This window comes from Enterobacter cloacae complex sp. IR5418 (genome assembly GCF_049238105.1).
Lineage (GTDB): Bacteria > Pseudomonadota > Gammaproteobacteria > Enterobacterales > Enterobacteriaceae > Enterobacter > Enterobacter hormaechei.
Genome location: NZ_JBMKHS010000001.1, coordinates 310,867 through 328,495 on the forward strand (window position 1 = coordinate 310,867; position 17,629 = coordinate 328,495).

Consider the following 17,629-nt stretch of genomic DNA (forward strand, 5'->3'; position numbering starts at 1 on the left):
GGAGCTAAAGATGTTTACACCCCCATTTATTCTGTCGATTGCCGGTGGCGGTAGCACCTACACGCCAGGTATTGTGAAAAGCCTGATGGTACGCCTGCACGATTTCCCCCTGGCAGAGATTCGCCTGTATGACATCGACGAGGCGCGTCAGAACACCATTGCGCCCGTGGTAGAGAAGGTCATTCGCGACCACAGCCAGAGCATCAAATTTACCGTCACCAGCGACCCGGAAGTGGCCTTCAGCGGCGCACATTTTGTTTTTGCTCAGATGCGCGTCGGACAGTACAAAATGCGCGAGCAGGATGAAAAAATTCCGCTGCGTCATGGCGTGGTCGGCCAGGAAACCTGCGGACCGGGTGGACTGGCGTATGGCCTGCGCACCATCCTGCCGATGGTGGAGCTGATCGATCGGGTGGAACGCTACGCGCATGAGAAAGCCTGGATCGTGAACTACTCCAACCCGGCGGCGATCGTCGCTGAAGGCGTGCGCCGCCTGCGCCCCAACGCGCGCGTGCTGAACATCTGCGATATGCCGGTTGCCGCCATGCGCAATATGGGCGCCATTCTGGGCGTGGATCGTCATAAACTGGAGGTGGACTATTTTGGCCTCAACCACTTCGGCTGGTTTACCCACGTGCGGGTGGACGGTGAGGACAAATTACCGGAGCTGCGTAAACATATCGCGAAGTTTGGCCTGCTCACGGAAGATGCCGCGAAAACCGACCCGCAGCACTCGGATCCGTCGTGGGTGAAAACCTGGCGCAACATCAAGCCGATCATGGATAACTTCCCGGAGTACCTGCCGAACCCTTATTTACAGTACTACCTGATGCCAAACCAGATTGTGGAGCATCAGAACCCGGACTATACCCGCGCCAACGAAGTGATGAACGGGCGTGAGAAAAAACTGTTTGCCGCAGCCGAAGAATATAAGCGCACAGGGATCTTACCGGATGCCTTCCACGTTGGCGTTCACGGCGAGTTTATCGTGGACGTCGCCTGCTCGCTGGCGTTCAACCTGCGCCAGCGTCATCTGGTAATGGTGGAGAACCGCGGGGCGATTACCAATCTGCCGTACGATGCGGTGGTCGAGGTGCCTGCCTATATTACTTCCGAAGGGCCGGAGCCTGTGCGCATGGGGCAAGTGCCGCTGTTCCATCAGACTCTGCTGCAACAGCAGCTGGCGTCTGAACAGCTGCTGGTAGAGGCGACCATCGAAGGCAGCTACGAGAAAGCGCTTCAGGCGTTCACCCTCAACCGCACCGTGCCGACCATGGAGCACGCGAAGGCGATTCTGGATGAGATGATTGAAGCCAACCGCGACTACTGGCCTGCGCTGCAAAAAGCCTGGCAGGACGGCGAAGCGGTGAAAAAATAGGGGCTTGCTCGCGAGTTGAACGTGGTTAGCTTGTCGGTGTCAGAAAAAACACCGACAATCCTTTTTTACGGAAAAGAATGGAGGCAACCCATGTCCACCTCATATTTTGTCGCCGCCGACTGGCTGATTGAGCACGGCGATGACCCGGAAGTCCAGATTATTGACGCGCGTATGGCCCCGCCGGGCCAGGAGCATCGTGACGTTCCCGATGAATATCGCGCAGGGCATCTGCCCGGCGCGGTATTTTTTGATATTGAAGCCCTCTCCGATCACACCTCTCCCCTGCCGCACATGCTGCCGCGCCCGGAAGCGTTTTCCGTGGCGATGCGCGAGCTGGGCATCAGCAAAGATAAACATCTTGTTGTTTACGATGAAGGTAATCTCTTCTCTGCGCCGCGGGCGTGGTGGATGCTGAAAAACTTCGGAGTGGAAAAAGTGTCGATTCTGGCGGGCGGGCTTGCAGGCTGGAAGCGTGATGAGCTGCCGCTTCAGCAGGGCGACGTGACGCTGCCGGAAGGGGATTTCGACGCGACGTTCGACGCGCACGTGGTGAAGCGCCTGACCGATGTGCTGGTCGTGAGCCATGAAAAGACGGCACAAATCGTCGATGCCCGTCCCGCGCCACGCTTTAACGCTGAAGCGGATGAACCGCGTCCGGGGCTGAGGCGCGGACATATTCCGGGGGCGCTGAACGTGCCGTGGGGCGATCTGGTGTTTGAAGGTGAGCTGAAAACCACCGATGAATTGCGCGCCATTTTTGAACGTGCGGGCGTTGATTTACATCGTCCGGTTATTGCCAGCTGCGGCTCCGGCGTGACGGCCTGCGTGGTAATTCTGGCGCTGGCAACCCTTGGCGCGAATGACGTGACTCTCTACGACGGCGCCTGGAGTGAATGGGGTGCACGGGACGATCTGCCGGTTGAACCGGCAAAATAATGGATAACCGCCTGGCTACGCTGTTAACGCGCGGGTCGTCACTGACCCGTGCAGAGTATCGCGTCCTCGCCCATCTCACGGAGCATCCGTTGCTGGTGGGCAACATCACGGTGCGCGAGCTGGCGCAGGCGACATTTGTCTCCACCGCGACGATTATGCGGCTGTGCCAGAAGTTAGGCTTCAGTGGCTTTAGCGAGTTTATCTGGCACTGCAAGCAACTGCTTTCTGATACGCCGCATATCACCGTGCAGCCTGAGCAACAGACAGAATTGCCCGCGCTTTTTGCTCAGTTCATTGCCAACTATCAGCACACCTTCCAGTGGGTCACCCAGGACAAACGCCAGCAGTTTGCCAGCCTGTTGCGCCAGAAAGAGAGCTTCTTTCTCTACGGCGCCGGGTTTTCCTATCTTTTTGCCGAGTACCTGACCAAAAAGTTGCAGGTGCTGGGAAAAACGGCGTTTATCTCCGGGCCGGGGGACAGCCGGAATATTTTCCTCAGCAACGCCGCGCGTTATCAGGTGTTTATTGCCGTTTCGCGCAGCGGCGAAACGGAGCAGGTGCTGGATAAAGCGCGGATTGCCAAAAACGTCGGCATGACGATTGTCGCCTTTACCCGCGCGTCGGCCAATACGCTGGCGGGAATGGCGGACGTGCACTTTGCCCTCTATGACGAGGCGGTACACTTCGCCGCCGAAGCCGCAGGGGTGACGTCGTTTGAGTCGAATCTGGTGCTGCTGATGGATTTACTGCTGCTGGAAGCAACGGGGTGAAGCTCACCCCGCCGTAATCAGATAATGCGGTTGGTCTTGAGATCGCGCAGGAAGCCGCCCCAGCGACGCTCGTAGAACGGGGTGATGTGCTCGGTAATAAAGTGGCTGATGCCCTTCTCACCTTTCTTCACCTGACAGATATCAATCGGCTCATCGCCCGGCAGCGTGTCGGTTGCTACGCTGCCCGCTGCCTGGATGATCTCCTCGATATCGCCGTCGGCCTCAATACCAATCAGCAGCACGGGTTGTTCGTCAGCGCTCTCTTTGATGGAGCAGAGGAACGCGCGTTTTACCGGCTTTATGGTTTTAAACAGCGTGGTCAGGGAGTCAATCATCTGCGCGGGCGGCTCGGCCACTTCAGACAGCAGCAGCGTTTCGCCCCCTTCCAGCACCTCCTGGGTGCTGAGCGGGTTGCCCTCTTCACCCATCAGGTGGCTGATTTCACGCGGAGTGAACTCTTTCCCGGTCGGCAGTTTGGCGTTAAGAAACAATGTCTGCCCCAGCGTCATCTCGAACAGCGTGCGCACCGGCATCACCACGAATGCCTGTTCGTCTTCTACCGCCTCCTGCAACGCTTCCAGTGAGGTGAAGAACGGGATCACCGACGTGCCGTCGTCTTTCTCCCAGTGCAGCAGATCCAGCGCGCTGTCTTCGACAACCTGCTCACCTTCCGCCGCGGTGCCCGGCACCCAGACGGTGGATTCCAGCAGCGTGCGGAAAAAGGCCGGACGGTGGGCGGGCTCGGTCGCCGCCTGCTCCAGCAGGGTTTCTAATTCGTTTTTGGTTTCTGACATAACAATTCCAGATGTCGAATTTCCCCCTCACCCTAACCCTCTCCCCAAAGGGGAGAGGGAATTTGAACACCCTCTCCCCTTTGGGGAGAGGGCTGGGGTGAGGGGCAACGATTACTCAGCCGTCAGCAGGTTCGCCACGGTACGCACGCCCAGGCCGGTCGCACCCGCGGACCACTGCTCAACCGCCGCTTTACGGTAGGTTGCGGAGCAGTCGATGTGCAGCCAGCCTTCATGGTAGTTCTCAACGAAGTGAGACAGGAAACCTGCTGCGGTGCTTGCCCCCGCCGGGTACGCCGCGCTCGCGGTGTTGTTCAGCTCGGCAAAGTTAGACGGCAGCTGGCTGCGGTGGAACTCGGCCAGCGGCAGACGCCAGAACGGTTCGTTTTCCGCAGCCGCGCTTGCCAGCAGACGAGCGGCCAGCTTGTCGTCGAAGCTGAACAGCGCGTGGTAGTCGTTACCCAGGGCGGTTTTCGCCGCGCCGGTCAGGGTCGCCATGTCGATAATCAGCTCCGGCTTCTGCGCACAGGCGTCGATCAGGCCATCGGCCAGCACCAGACGGCCTTCGGCGTCGGTGTTCATCACTTCGACGTTTTTGCCGTTGCGGTAGCGAATGATGTCGCCCAGCTTGAAGGCGTTGCCGCTCACCATGTTGTCCGCACAGCACAGGTACAGCTTCACGCGCTTGTTCAGACCGCGGGTAATGGCAAACGCCAGCGCGCCGGTGATGGTTGCCGCGCCGCCCATGTCAGACTTCATGGAGTCCATAAACGCGCTTTGCTTCAGGCTGTAGCCGCCGGTGTCGAAGGTGATACCTTTCCCGACCAGACAGGCAAAGACCGGCGCTTCTTTATCGCCGGTTGGGTTGTAATCCAGCGCCAGCAGGACCGGAGGACGCTCGGAGCCACGGCCCACGGTGTGGATGCCCATGTAGTTCTGCTCGCGCAGATCTTCACCTTTGGTGATGCGGTAGGACATTTTTTCACCCGCCACGCCGCACAGCAGGTCAACCGCGCGCTGCGCCAGTTGCTCAGGACCTAACTCTTCCGCCGGGGCGTTGATGGTGTCGCGTACCCAGTCGATAATTTGCAGGCGGCTTTCCAGCTCTTTCTGACCAGCTTCGTCGAGGTTCGCCCACTCAATTTTGCGGGTGCCTTTCGGCCCTTTGTAGCCCGCCCAGAACGCCCAGCTGCGGTCGGTGTCCCAGCCTTCGCCTTCCAGCGAGACATGCTTAATGCCCAGGCCGTCAATTTTACGCGCGGCGCGCTGGATCAGACCCAAATCATCTTTGCCCGTCAGGTGCAGGGTAATACCGTCGTTGTTGATGCTGTACGTGGCTTTCTCGCCCCAGCGTGCGTCCGCAGGCTGCGTGGAGAGCGTAATCTTCATCGCTTCGGTCATTTTATTTATCCTTATTAGCAAACGGGCCGCCTGAAGGCAGCCCGTTAAGTGATTTACTCTGCTTCATCTAACCAGACTAACAGAATCGCCTCCAGAATTTTTTCATTGGATGCGTTTGGATCATCGTCGAAATCCTCCAGATCGCAAATCCACTGATGCATGTCGGTGAATCGTACGGTCTTCGGATCGAGATCCGGGTTCGCGTCGTAGAGCGCTTCGCCGATTTCACGGCTGTCTGTCCACTTCAGTCCCATATCAATGCTCGCGTGCGTGGTTGATGGTGTAGCGTGGGAATTCCACGACCAGATCTTCATCGGTCACCGCGGCCTGACAGCTCAGGCGGCTGTCTGGCTCCAGACCCCATGCTTTATCCAGCATATCGTCTTCATCTTCGGTGCTCTCAGCAAGAGAGTCGAAACCTTCACGCACGATGCAGTGGCAGGTGGTGCAGGCACAGGATTTTTCACAGGCGTGTTCCACTTCGATACCTGCACGCAGGGCAACATCGAGAATGGTTTCACCGGTCTTCGCTTCCAGAACAGCGCCATCCGGACAGAGGTCCGCATGAGGCAAAATTACAATCTTTGGCATATTAAACCTCGTCCACGGACTGGCCTTTCAGCGCGACGCGGACAGATTTGTCCATGCGGCGAGCAGCGAAGTCCTGGGTTTGTTTATCAACGTTTTTAATGGCTTCTTCTATGGCGTCAGCGTCATGGCCCATAGCAACCAGGCTTAAGTGCGCGGCAGCCTGGTCAATTACCTGACGCTCTGCGGCGCTTAACAGCGCGGCATCGGCAGCGAGCGCTCCGGTCAGGCTTTCCAGTACGCGTGCGGCTTCAACTTTTTGTTCAGCCAGCATACGTGCCTTCACATCCTGCTCGGCGTAGCTCATTGAGTCCTGAATCATGGAGGCGATTTCGCCATCGGTCAGGCCGTAAGACGGCTTCACCTGGATGGACGATTCCACGCCGGTCGATTTTTCCATCGCCGTCACGCTCAGCAGACCGTCCGCATCCACCTGGAAGGTGACGCGAATGTGCGCCCCGCCCGCTGGCAGCGCCGGGATGCCGCGCAGCGCAAAGCGCGCCAGAGAGCGGCAGTCCTGCACCAGCTCGCGTTCACCCTGCATCACGTGGATGGACATCGCGGTCTGGCCGTCTTTGAAGGTCGTGAACTCCTGCGCGCGCGCCACCGGAATAGTGGTGTTGCGCGGAATGACTTTCTCCACCAGGCCGCCCATGGTTTCTAAACCCAGCGACAGCGGGATGACGTCCAGCAGCAGCATTTCGCTGTCCGGCTTGTTGCCCACCAGAATATCGGCCTGGATAGCGGCGCCCACGGCAACCACTTTGTCCGGGTCGATGGAGGTCAGCGGCGTGCGGCCAAAGAATTCGCCCACGCGCTCGCGCACCAGCGGCACGCGGGTTGAGCCGCCAACCATGACCACTTCGAGCACCTCGCTGGCGTCGACGCCCGCATCTTTCAATGCGCGACGGCAGGCCAGCAGCGTGCGTTTAACCAGAGGCGCAATCAGTTCGCTGAACTGGTCGCGGGTGATCTCACCCTGCCAGCCCGCAACGTTTACGGTAACCGTCTGTGCATCGCTCAGGGCGATTTTGGCGTCGATGGCCGCATCCAGCAGTTCACGCTGGACGCGCACATCGCTGCGATCGCTGATGCCCGCCTGTTCGCGGATGTAGTCCGCCAGCAGATGGTCAAAGTCGTCGCCGCCCAGCGCGGAATCCCCGCCTGTCGCCAGCACTTCAAACACCCCGCGGCTTAAGCGCAGGATAGAGATATCAAAGGTGCCGCCGCCGAGATCGTAGACCGCAATCACCCCTTCCTGACCGGAGTCGAGGCCGTAGGCAATCGCCGCTGCCGTCGGTTCGTTCAGCAGGCGCAGCACGTGCAGGCCCGCCAGACGCGCGGCGTCTTTGGTGCCCTGACGCTGTGCGTCGTCGAAGTAGGCCGGAACGGTGATCACCACGCCGTCCAGATCGCCGCCGAGCGTCGCCGTGGCGCGCTCCGCCAGCGCTTTGAGAATGTCAGCGGAAACGCGAATCGGGTTCAACAGACCGGCAGCGGTCGCAATCATCGGCAGGCCGTTTTCGCTGGCCTGAAGCTGATACGGCAGATGCGGGTAGCGGGCCTGGATATCCGCCAGCGAGCGGCCCATCATGCGCTTAACCGAGCTGATAGTATTGGCCGGATCGCGCGAGGCGTTAGCGCGGGCATCAAACCCGACCGCGTGACCCTGCTGCTGGTAGTGGACCACGGAAGGCAGCAGATGGCGGCCCTGCTCGTCAGCCAGCGTTTCCGCCTGGCCGCTGCGCACGGTCGCCACGAGGGAATTGGTGGTGCCAAGATCAATACCCACCGCCAGACGACGCTGGTGCGGTGCGGCACTTAAACCAGGCTCACTAATTTGTAATAAGGCCATAATTGCTTCCGAAATTAAAAATCGAGCAGCTTTTCTTCGAGTTGTTCAGCACTGCTTCGCAGTTTATCGAGAAAACGGAGTTTACGCACAGTGTCTGCCGCCACGTCCCAGGTCTCGTTGTTCAGTTGCTCCACCATCTGCTGATGGCGGGTATCGAACATGCCCTTCACGCGTTGAATAAAACGTTCCAGACGCGCTTCGTCTTTCGCCTGTTCAATCTCATCCAGCTCTTCGCGAAGCTCCAGCTGTTCCATCAGAAAGGCGGTGTCACGCACGGTATGCTGTTCGCTCGCCAGATCGAAACCGTGGAGCGAGAGCAGATATTCTGCGCGCGCCAGGGGATGACGCAGCGTTTGCCAGGCCTGGTTGATGGTTGCGGAGTGTGATACCGCAGCCAGCTGCTCTGCCTGCGTCCCGCTGGCGAATTTATCCGGATGGTACTGACGCTGGAGATCCTGAAAACGGATCGTCAGCGCCTGGAGATCGATCGGGTATTGAGCGGGTAGTCCGAAGAGAGTGAAGTAATCCATAACAATCTCAGGGGTAGCCTGTTAGAACAAACCCCACGCGTAGCGGGTAAGCCACGGTGGGGTTTCGGATGACGCGCGGTTAAACGTGGAAGCTTTCGCCGCAACCACACTCGTCTTTGACGTTCGGGTTCGTGAATTTGAACCCTTCGTTCAGGCCTTCTTTTACGAAGTCCAGCTGAGTGCCGTTGAGAAATTGCAGGCTTTTGCCATCGACCACCACCTTCACGCCCTTGTCTTCAAACACGGTGTCATCAGACGCCGGTTCGTCAACAAACTCCAGTACGTAAGCCATACCAGAACAGCCGGAGGTACGTACGCCCAGTCGCAGGCCAAAGCCTTTACCACGGTTCGCCAGAAAAGAGCTTACTCGCGCGGCAGCGCTGTCGCTAAGGGTAATCGACATACTCAAACCTCAATTATTTTGCTTCACGTTTGCTTTTGTAATCCGCAATGGCGGCTTTGATCGCGTCTTCTGCCAGAATTGAACAGTGAATTTTCACCGGTGGCAGTTCGAGTTCTTCAGCAATATCCGTGTTTTTGATTGCCTGTGCTTCGTCCAGAGACTTCCCTTTCACCCATTCGGTGACCAGGGAGCTGGAGGCGATAGCAGAACCGCAGCCGTAGGTCTTGAAGCGCGCGTCTTCAATGATACCTTCATTGTTGACTTTAATCTGCAACTTCATCACGTCGCCACACGCTGGCGCGCCAACCATACCGCTACCTACGCTCTCGTCGCTGTTGTCAAAAGAGCCAACGTTGCGCGGGTTCTCGTAATGATCAATAACTTTTTCGCTGTATGCCATGATTGAATTCTCCTTATGTACCGATTAGTGATGTGACCATTCAATGCTGTTCAGATCCACGCCCTGCTTGAACATTTCCCACAGTGGAGAAAGGTCGCGCAGACGGCCAATGGAGTTACGAACCAGCTTGATGGTGTAGTCAATCTCTTCTTCGGTAGTGAAACGACCTAAAGAGAAACGGATAGAGCTGTGTGCCAGCTCGTCAGTCATGCCCAGCGCGCGGAGCACGTAGGATGGCTCCAGGCTTGCAGACGTACAGGCAGAGCCGGACGAAACGGCCAGGTCTTTCAGCGCCATGATCAGCGACTCGCCTTCAACATAGTTGAAGCTGACGTTGAGGATGTTCGGTGCGCCCTGCTCGAGATCGCCGTTCAGATACACTTCCTCCATATCTTTCACGCCGTCCCACAGACGGTTACGCAGCGTACGCAGGCGCGCCATCTCGGTTTCCATCTCTTCTTTCGCGATGCGATACGCTTCGCCCATGCCCACGATCTGGTGAACAGGCAGCGTACCGGAACGCATGCCACGCTCGTGACCGCCGCCGTGCATCTGTGCTTCGATGCGGATACGTGGCTTACGACGCACATACAGCGCGCCGATCCCTTTCGGGCCATAGATTTTGTGACCGGAGAAGGACATCAGGTCCACTTTCAGCTGGCTCAGGTCGATAGGCAGTTTGCCCACGCTCTGGGTCGCATCCACGTGGTAAATGATGCCGCGCGCACGGCACATTTCGCCGATGGTCGCGATGTCCTGAACGACGCCGATTTCGTTGTTAACGTGCATGATGGAGACCAGAATGGTGTCATCACGCATCGCCGCTTCGAGCTCTTTCAGGTCGATGATCCCGTTGCTCTGCGGCGCCAGGTAAGTCACTTCGAACCCTTCACGCTCCAGCTGACGGCAGGTATCCAGCACGGCTTTGTGTTCGGTTTTGCTGGTGATGATGTGCTTGCCTTTTTTCTGATAAAAGTTGGCTGCACCTTTGATCGCCAGGTTGTCGGATTCGGTCGCACCGGAGGTGAAAACAATTTCACGCGGGTCGGCACCAACCAGGTCAGCAATCTGATTACGGGCGATATCAACCGCCTCTTCAGCATGCCAGCCAAAACGGTGTGAACGGGAAGCTGGGTTACCAAAGTTTCCGTCCAGGGTCAGACACTGCATCATTTTCTCGGCAACACGCGGGTCCACCGGCGTGGTTGCGGAGTAGTCGAGATAAATCGGTAATTTCATTGCTCTATAAACTCCGTACATCGCTTCAATGCAAGGAATCAGGCAACCGGCTGGATGTACGACCGAGTACGCGGGGTGTGACCACCCCGGCCTGATTCTGAATACTTATCTTTTTAATTACGCGCGCAGTTTAACGTCGATGGCGTCCTGCGTACGGGTGCTGCGCTGTGAATCCTGACTATGCTGACGACCAGAGACATCCAGAACTTCCTGGTTATTAACCAGTTCACCCAGGGTGATGTTATTCAGGAAGCCGGTCAGACGGTCGCTCAGATCGCGCCACAGCGCGTGGGTCAGGCATTTATCGCCGCCCTGACAGCCGCCTTTACCCTGGCAACGGGTCGCGTCAACGGATTCGTCAACCGCGCTAATCACTTCGCCAACCGCAATACTGCCCGCGTCTTTACCCAGCAGATAACCGCCGCCCGGGCCACGAACGCTGGACACCAGTCCATTTTTACGCAGTCTGGAGAACAGCTGTTCCAGGTAAGAGAGGGAGATCCCTTGTCGTTCAGAAATATCAGCCAACGGAACCGGGCCCGCTTCGGAGTTGAGCGCAACGTCCAGCATCGCGGTCACGGCATAACGCCCTTTAGATGTCAGTCTCATGTCTTACTTAACCTCAAACTCGCCCCTGCCCGGGGTTTTTTATTGTAAAATGGGGGTATTGCATAGCAGGGCCAAGTCTGACATTCCTGACTAAATTGGTCAACTATTTACTTGACTGTTTTAGTCAGGTATTTAACCTTCTGTGCCTTCATAATATAGGTGCGGCCTGATGCCCTCACCCCAGCCCTCTCCCACGGGGAGAGGGGGAAATCGACACTACTCTTTACTCTTCTGCTCAATCGACGCCAGAATTCCGCGCAGGATGTTCAACTCCTGGCTTTCCGGGCGCGCGCGGGTGAACATACGGCGCAGCTTGTTCATCACCTGGCCGGGGTGGCCTTCACGGATGAAGCCGGTAGAGAGCAGCGTCTGCTCCAGGTGACCGTAGAAACGCTCCAGATCGTCCACCAGCGGGTAGGCCGCCTCTTCTTTAGGTTCGACCGGTTTCTCCTGCGTCGCCAGCCATGCCATGCGCACTTCGTAGGCGATCACCTGTACCGCCATCGCCAGGTTCAGCGAACTGTATTCCGGGTTGGCGGCAATCGCCACGTGGTAGTGGCACTTCTGTAGTTCCTCGTTGGTCAGGCCAACGCGTTCACGGCCAAACACCAGCGCAACCGGCGCCTGTTCCGCTTCTGCGACGCTTTTCAGGCCGCATTCGCGCGGGTCCAGCATCGGCCAGGGCAGCGTACGGGAGCGCGCGCTGGTCCCCACCACCAGGCTGCAACCGGCCAGGGCTTCATCCAGGGTGTCCACGATCTGCGCATTACCGATCACGTCGCTGGCGCCTGCCGCCAGAGCAATAGCCTGAGAGTCTGGTTTCACCAGCGGGTTAACCAGCCACAGGTTCGTTAAGCCCATGGTTTTCATAGCGCGGGCCACAGAGCCCATGTTGCCGGTGTGCGATGTTTCGACCAGCACGATTCGAATGTTTTGCAGCATAATTTTTAGATGTCTGGATTCAGTGTCTGAAGAATATTCGGGCATATTATCATAAACGAGAGACATAATCCGATCCCGCTGCTATACTCTGCGCCGATTTTCCTGTTCTTTAACATCCAGTGAGAGAGACCGATGCATCCGATGCTGACCATCGCCGTGCGCGCAGCGCGCAAGGCGGGTAATGTAATTGCCAAACACTACGAAACCCCAGACTCCGTAGAAACCAGCCAGAAAGGCAGCAATGATTTCGTGACTAACGTCGATAAAGCCGCAGAAGCGATTATTATCGAAACGATCCGCAAATCTTACCCGCAGCACACCATCATCACCGAAGAAAGCGGTGAACATGAAGGTACCGATCAGGATGTTCAATGGGTTATCGATCCACTGGATGGCACCACCAACTTCGTCAAACGCCTGCCACACTTCTCTGTCTCTATCGCAGTACGCATTAAAGGCCGTACTGAAGTCGCCGTTGTTTACGATCCAATGCGTAACGAACTGTTCACCGCTACCCGCGGTCAGGGCGCACAGCTGAACGGCTACCGTCTGCGTTGTAGCAATGCACGCGATCTGGACGGCACGATCCTGGCGACCGGCTTCCCGTTCAAGGCGAAGCAGCACGCAACCACTTATATGAATATCCTGGGCAAACTGTTCACCGAATGCGCGGACTTCCGTCGCACCGGCTCTGCGGCGCTGGATCTGGCCTACGTGGCGACCGGTCGCGTTGACGGTTACTTCGAACTGTCCCTGAAGCCATGGGACTTTGCGGCGGGCGAGCTGATCGCACGTGAAGCTGGCGCCATTGTTTGCGACTTCACCGGCGGTCATAACTATATGTCTACCGGCAACATCGTTGCAGGTAACCCACGCGTTGTTAAAGCCATGCTGGCTAACATGCGTGACGAACTGAGCGATGCGCTGAAGCGTTAATCCCGTTTGTTAAGCCCGGTGGCGCTTCGCGTACCGGGCCTACACAATCCCTCAGTACGCTAGAAAGGCCGTAATCCCCTCCCCACCGGCACCGCGCTCATCCACATCGTCACCGCAGCCACCAGCAGGATCACCCCACCCGCCAGCGCAAGCGTCGTCCAGCCAACCTGTCGCCACAATACCGGCGTTTTATTGCCGCTGAGTTTTATCGCCAGCTGACGGAAGCTGTGAACCAGCAGCGCTAAAGACGAAATGGTGAGAGACGTGCCCGCCGCCATCGCCAGCGCCGAGAGCATGCCCCAGACAAATACACCAATCACTTTACTGAACAGCAGCACCATAATTGCGCCCGAGCACGGACGCATTCCCATAGACAGAATAATCATCAGGCGCGCGCGCCAGTCGTCACCGCGCTGTAACTGCTCCTGCGTCGGCAGATGCTGATGCCCGCATCCGCAGTTTTCATGGTGAACGTGATGCGGCGTAAAGGCTTTGAATTTGGGCTTTTGCAGTAACGCGCGTAGTTTTTTCAGCGCTCGCCAGCAGAGGAGCAGCCCCAGCAAGCCCACCAGCGCGTAGCTCCCCTTCTCCAGCCAGAAGCTGCTCATATGCAGCTGACGGGCAGGCAGTTGTAGCAACGAAAGGACGACCACGACCAGCGCAATCGCCACACCGCCCTGAAGCAGAGAGGAAGCCAGCGTCAGGCCGATACTTGATTTCAGCTTTGAAGGATGCGTGGCAAGCCAGGTGGTGATCACGATTTTGCCGTGTCCCGGCCCCAGCGCATGCAGCACGCCATAGATGAAGCTGAACGCCAGAAGCGATCCGCCCGCTTTCGTCGGATTTTCTGCCACGGCTTTCAGCAGACCGCTCATCTGCTGATTGACTTCCCGCTGCCAGAGGATGCTTTTCATCATCACCTGCGGCCATGCCTGCCACAGCCAGAGCGCCCCGCCAACCGCTAACAACACAAAGAGCGCCAGCGGCCACAGAGGGAGCCAGCGGCGCGGTTTTCGAGCCGGGGAAGAGATCACTGACATTGCAACGTCACCTCCTGCGCAAACTGTTTACCTAATTCCATGTCTTCTGGAGGCGCATCTTCTTTATCAAGGGAAACGGCAAAGTTCAGCGTCTCTTCGCTGGGTGTTGGGGTGTGCACGGCAATTTTACAGCTTTTTTGCAATATTTCTGGCAACTGCACGTCACTGTCCTCCGCGTAATGCATGTCGACATAGTAACTCGGATCAAACGTGGAAAACGTGTATTTCTGCCCGGCCAGCGGCTGCGGATGCGCCAGCGGAAGGATAAACGTCAGCACCGCCTGATGACCGTCGCGGGTCATGCCGTACTCGGTGGGACGGTTAAGAAACTTCACCTTTTGTCCGTTGTGCCAGAATTCGGTGAAGTAGTGCTGACCCAGCACATTGGCCATGACTTCCGCCGCCAGCTTTTTCCAGATCTCATCGCCAGGCCTGGCGTTACCGGCATCATACAGCAGATCGGCGGAGGTGATTTCATCCATCGTCCAGCGCATTTTCAGACCGCTAAGCTGCGTGCCGTCCGTCACCAGCTCGGTTTTCAGGCTGATAAAACTGTGAGGGTGTGCGCAGGCAGTGAAAGTGAAAACCGCCAAAAATAACGCTACCGCGCTTTGTTTAACTATTTGCATCTGTTCCTCACGTCAAAAATTCTGTGATGTTCGCCAGCAATCCTGAATGAAAGGCCTGCCGGTGCGCTTTTCAGCGCCCATCCTTTAGCTATTCTTATCAAACATTCACACTGGATACCCGACAGATGATGACGACGCTTGAAATTCCATCTGTGCTTTCCAGTTCGCAGCGCCGCTGCCAGGTGCTTTTGATGCTTTACCTGCCCGATGCTGCCATCACCGCACAGAGCATAATCGCTGCCAACGGCGTGGACGACGTCATGGCACGGCAAGATATAGCCGAGACGCGCGATGAAATCCAGCGCTATCATCGGCTTGATATCGTCACGCACCACGATGGCTGCTACCGAATTGAGGGTTCCGCCCTGAACCAGCGTTTGTGCCTGCTGCACTGGCTGCGCAGGGCGCTCCGGCTGTGTCCGCATTTTGTCGCGCAACAGTTCACCCCGGCCTTAAAAACCGCGCTCAAACAGCACGGCATTGCCCGCCCGCTTTATGACGATGCGAATCTTCGGGCGCTTATCAACTTTTGCGCGCGCAAGCTTCAGCGTCAGTTTGAGACCCGCGACGTGCAATTTTTACAGCTTTATCTGCAATACTGTCTGATTCAGCATCATCTGGGCAATACGCCGCAGTTTTCCCCCGTTCAGCGCAGCTGGACGCAGTCCCGAGGGGAGTACTTTACGGCGCAGGAAATTGTCCGCCACTGGAAACGGCGCGTTCCGCAGGGAACGCACAGCGATGAACAACTGTTCCTGGCGCTGCTGTTTATGATGCTCCGCACGCCCGACCCGGTGCTGGATAAACACCAGCAGGATCAGCGCCTGCGTCGCGCCATCGTGCGTATGATTGCCCGTTTCCGGGCGCAAACCGGGATGAACTTCAGCGATGAGCAAGGGCTGACCGATCAGCTTTACATTCATCTCGCTCAGGCGCTGGACCGCTCCTTATTTGATATTGGTATCGACAACAGTCTGCCGGAAGAGATCCACCGTCTGTACCCCCGGCTGCTCCGCACCACCAAAGAGGCGCTGTTTGAACTGGAAGCCGAATTTGGTCTGCGATTCTCCGGTGAAGAGATGGCTCTGGTGGCGGTGATTTTTGGTGCCTGGCTGATGCAGGAAACCGATCTGCATGAAAAACAGGTGGTCCTGTTAACGGGGGAAGATAAAGCCTGTGAGGAGCTGATTGAGCAGCAGCTTCGCGAGCTGACGCTACTGCCGCTCAATATTCGTTATCTTAGCCTGGAAGCGTTTAAAAAAGAGGGCGCCCCCCGCGAAGCAGCGCTGGTCATTACGCCCTATCCGACCGCCCTGCCGCTGTTCTCGCCGCCGCTCATTCATGCCGTTGAGACCCTGAACACGCAGCAGCAGGAACATATTCGCGTTATGCTCGAATCGTAGTTACGTGCGAGCAGCCACCTTTGGGCGGATGACGATGGCCGGTAAAGCGACCAGTGCCATGACCCAGAACACACCGTGCCCCAGGTGCTGATAGAGGAAACCGGCAAATACGGTCATCACCGCAATGCTGCCGCCCATCGCCACCGCTGAATAAACAGCCTGAAGACGAATAACGTCCCCACCCTCTCGCGCCGCGATGTAGCGCATCGCCGCAAGATGGCAGACGGTGAAGGTTCCGCAGTGCAGGATTTGCGCCACAATCAGCCACGGCAGCTCCGTCGTCCAGCCCATGATGCCCCAGCGCGCCACGCCGCACACGGCGGAAAGCAGGAGCAGGTCACGCGCCCCGAAACGACGGAACAGTTTTTGGCTCAGCGCGAAGATAATGACCTCCGCAACCACGCCGAGCGACCACAGGTAGCCTACCGCAGAAGCCGAGTAACCCGCCCCCTGCCAGTAGATGGCGCTGAAACCGTAATAGGCCGCATGTGCCCCCTGGAGCAGACAGACACAGGCCAGGAAACGCCAGCTTTGCATCACCAGCGAGCGCCAGGCGGGCCAGCCGGCACTCTCCTGATGACGGCTTTCGCCCTGCGGCATCACCGATGGACGCAGCAACATACCGAGCAGCATCGAGGCGATGCCGAGCGTTAACAGTGCCAGAATGGCACGGTAGTCATAGAGGCTGACCAGTTTTCCCACCAGCGCTGAGCCGATCACGAAGGCAATCGATCCCCACAGGCGTACGCGGCCATAGTCCATGGTGATCTGCTTTTGCCAGGTGTTCGCCAGCGCATCCGTCAGCGGTACCAGCGGGGAGAAGAAGAGGTTAAAGCCAACCATCACCACCATCAGCCAGGCAAACTGGTGACTGACCCAGAAACAGGCCGCAAAGACCAGCGTCAGCAGGGCCAGAATTCGCACCGCTTTAATCAGTAAGGAGGGATCGCTGACCCGGGGCGCAATCAGCAGGCTACCCAGGAAACGTGCCACCAGCCCTGCGCCCAGCAGGATGCCGATGGTTTCAGGCGTCAGACCAATTCCCTTGAGCCAGACGCTCCAGAAAGGCAGAAAAATACCGTAACTAAAGAAATAGGTGAAATAGCTGAGCGCCAGCCAGCGCGTGGAATGCAAGACCATGAATCCCTCCCGAAATGGAGGCGATAGTCTGGCGTTAATCCCTGACTTTAGCAAGTCGTTAGCGCGCTATAAATTAACTAAAAATTAACATCATCATCAGCCGGACAGCGTATGGCGAGAGCGGTAAAACTGTATTACGTTTATAAGACATCGCCTGAAGAGGTCGTTTGCCATGAACAGCTTACGTTATTTCGATTTCGGCTCCTCTCGTTCTCTCCTGCTATTAATTGCCCGTATCGCCATTGTGGTCCTGTTTATTATTTTCGGTTATCCCAAGCTGACGGGGTTTAGCGGCACCGTTCAGTATATGACCTCGCTCGGCGCCCCCATGCCCATGCTGGCCGCGATTATTGCGGTGGTGATGGAAGTCCCCGCCGCGATCCTTATCGTGCTGGGCTTTTTCACCCGCCCCCTCGCGGTGATCTTTGTCTTCTATACGCTGGGTACAGCGGTGATTGGTCACCATTACTGGGAAATGACGGGTGATGCTGTCGTCCCTAACATGATTAACTTCTACAAAAATGTGAGTATCGCTGGCGCCTTTATTTTGCTGGCGATCACCGGGCCGGGAGCCATCTCCCTCGACCGGCGTTAGCCCATAAAAAAAGGCCGCAAGCGCGGCCTTTTTCAGTTCTGCAA

20 protein-coding genes are annotated in these 17,629 nt (G+C 57.3%); 6 read left to right on the forward strand and 14 right to left on the reverse strand.

The window, feature by feature from the left end:
• The first annotated feature begins 10 nt into the window (after positions 1–10).
• The 3 genes from ACOTX7_RS01400 (at position 11) to ACOTX7_RS01410 (ending at position 3,084) form a co-directional block, all read left to right on the forward strand.
• Positions 11–1,378 carry a 6-phospho-alpha-glucosidase gene (locus ACOTX7_RS01400; RefSeq protein ID WP_205922486.1) on the forward strand — a complete coding sequence of 456 codons (1,368 nt, stop codon included), beginning with the start codon at positions 11–13 and terminating at the stop codon, positions 1,376–1,378.
• A 90-nt stretch (positions 1,379–1,468) separates the two neighbouring features.
• Positions 1,469–2,314, forward strand: coding sequence for a 3-mercaptopyruvate sulfurtransferase (gene sseA / locus ACOTX7_RS01405; RefSeq protein ID WP_205922485.1), 846 nt, complete (start codon positions 1,469–1,471; stop codon positions 2,312–2,314).
• Positions 2,314–3,084 (forward strand): MurR/RpiR family transcriptional regulator, encoded by a 771-nt coding sequence (locus ACOTX7_RS01410; protein ID WP_006811538.1) that lies wholly within the window; start codon positions 2,314–2,316, stop codon positions 3,082–3,084. Before sseA ends, ACOTX7_RS01410 begins: the two co-directional genes overlap by 1 nt.
• 17 nt (positions 3,085–3,101) lie before the next feature.
• Here the strand turns inward: ACOTX7_RS01410 and sseB are convergent, their stop codons facing one another.
• The 11 genes from sseB to trmJ form a co-directional block, all read right to left on the reverse strand.
• Entirely contained in the window at positions 3,102–3,878 is a 777-nt protein-coding gene (gene sseB / locus ACOTX7_RS01415; RefSeq protein WP_221256335.1) for an enhanced serine sensitivity protein SseB, read from the reverse strand.
• A gap of 111 nt (positions 3,879–3,989) precedes the next feature.
• Positions 3,990–5,276, reverse strand: coding sequence for an aminopeptidase PepB (pepB, locus tag ACOTX7_RS01420; RefSeq protein ID WP_047353693.1), 1,287 nt, complete (start codon positions 5,274–5,276; stop codon positions 3,990–3,992).
• Positions 5,277–5,329: 53 nt separating this feature from the next.
• A complete protein-coding gene (gene iscX, locus ACOTX7_RS01425) occupies positions 5,330–5,530 on the reverse strand; it encodes a Fe-S cluster assembly protein IscX (protein WP_003860650.1) in 201 nt (66 codons plus the stop codon).
• Position 5,531: 1 nt separating this feature from the next.
• Positions 5,532–5,867 carry an ISC system 2Fe-2S type ferredoxin gene (fdx, locus tag ACOTX7_RS01430; RefSeq protein WP_003860652.1) on the reverse strand — a complete coding sequence of 112 codons (336 nt, stop codon included), beginning with the start codon at positions 5,865–5,867 and terminating at the stop codon, positions 5,532–5,534.
• A 1-nt stretch (position 5,868) separates the two neighbouring features.
• The gene (hscA, locus tag ACOTX7_RS01435) at positions 5,869–7,719 is read right to left on the reverse strand and encodes a Fe-S protein assembly chaperone HscA (protein WP_221256336.1); all 1,851 of its coding nucleotides are present in this window, start codon (positions 7,717–7,719) and stop codon (positions 5,869–5,871) included.
• Positions 7,720–7,733: 14 nt separating this feature from the next.
• The gene (gene hscB / locus ACOTX7_RS01440) at positions 7,734–8,249 is read right to left on the reverse strand and encodes a co-chaperone HscB (RefSeq protein ID WP_006811542.1); all 516 of its coding nucleotides are present in this window, start codon (positions 8,247–8,249) and stop codon (positions 7,734–7,736) included.
• 79 nt (positions 8,250–8,328) lie between these two features.
• Positions 8,329–8,652, reverse strand: a complete 324-nt coding sequence (gene iscA, locus ACOTX7_RS01445) for an iron-sulfur cluster assembly protein IscA (protein ID WP_003860659.1) — start codon at positions 8,650–8,652, stop codon at positions 8,329–8,331.
• A 13-nt stretch (positions 8,653–8,665) separates the two neighbouring features.
• On the reverse strand, positions 8,666–9,052 hold the full coding sequence (gene iscU / locus ACOTX7_RS01450; protein ID WP_003860661.1) for a Fe-S cluster assembly scaffold IscU: 387 nt from the start codon (positions 9,050–9,052) through the stop codon (positions 8,666–8,668).
• A 24-nt stretch (positions 9,053–9,076) separates the two neighbouring features.
• Entirely contained in the window at positions 9,077–10,291 is a 1,215-nt protein-coding gene (iscS, locus tag ACOTX7_RS01455; RefSeq protein ID WP_003860663.1) for a cysteine desulfurase, read from the reverse strand.
• A 117-nt stretch (positions 10,292–10,408) separates the two neighbouring features.
• Positions 10,409–10,900, reverse strand: a complete 492-nt coding sequence (gene iscR / locus ACOTX7_RS01460) for a Fe-S cluster assembly transcriptional regulator IscR (RefSeq protein WP_003860665.1) — start codon at positions 10,898–10,900, stop codon at positions 10,409–10,411.
• Positions 10,901–11,116: 216 nt separating this feature from the next.
• Positions 11,117–11,842, reverse strand: coding sequence for a tRNA (cytosine(32)/uridine(32)-2'-O)-methyltransferase TrmJ (gene trmJ / locus ACOTX7_RS01465; RefSeq protein WP_221257275.1), 726 nt, complete (start codon positions 11,840–11,842; stop codon positions 11,117–11,119).
• 132 nt (positions 11,843–11,974) lie between these two features.
• Between trmJ and suhB the strand changes: the two genes are divergently transcribed.
• Positions 11,975–12,778 carry an inositol-1-monophosphatase gene (gene suhB / locus ACOTX7_RS01470; RefSeq protein ID WP_003860668.1) on the forward strand — a complete coding sequence of 268 codons (804 nt, stop codon included), beginning with the start codon at positions 11,975–11,977 and terminating at the stop codon, positions 12,776–12,778.
• Positions 12,779–12,837: 59 nt separating this feature from the next.
• Here suhB and ACOTX7_RS01475 read toward each other — a convergent pair whose 3' ends face one another.
• A complete protein-coding gene (locus ACOTX7_RS01475; protein WP_221813355.1) occupies positions 12,838–13,818 on the reverse strand; it encodes a nickel/cobalt transporter in 981 nt (326 codons plus the stop codon).
• Complete coding sequence (locus tag ACOTX7_RS01480; protein ID WP_006811546.1) at positions 13,809–14,447, reverse strand: DUF1007 family protein; 639 nt, start codon at positions 14,445–14,447, stop codon at positions 13,809–13,811. Before ACOTX7_RS01480 ends, ACOTX7_RS01475 begins: the two co-directional genes overlap by 10 nt.
• 125 nt (positions 14,448–14,572) lie before the next feature.
• Between ACOTX7_RS01480 and csiE the strand changes: the two genes are divergently transcribed.
• Positions 14,573–15,850 carry a stationary phase inducible protein CsiE gene (gene csiE, locus ACOTX7_RS01485; protein WP_006811547.1) on the forward strand — a complete coding sequence of 426 codons (1,278 nt, stop codon included), beginning with the start codon at positions 14,573–14,575 and terminating at the stop codon, positions 15,848–15,850.
• Here csiE and ACOTX7_RS01490 read toward each other — a convergent pair whose 3' ends face one another.
• Positions 15,851–16,990, reverse strand: coding sequence for a 3-phenylpropionate MFS transporter (locus tag ACOTX7_RS01490; RefSeq protein WP_221256338.1), 1,140 nt, complete (start codon positions 16,988–16,990; stop codon positions 15,851–15,853).
• A gap of 172 nt (positions 16,991–17,162) precedes the next feature.
• On the opposite strand from ACOTX7_RS01490, the gene ACOTX7_RS01495 reads away from it, so the two are divergent.
• Positions 17,163–17,585: a DoxX family protein gene (locus tag ACOTX7_RS01495; protein WP_221256339.1), complete on the forward strand. Its 423-nt coding sequence runs from the start codon at positions 17,163–17,165 to the stop codon at positions 17,583–17,585.
• Positions 17,586–17,629 lie beyond the last annotated feature (44 nt).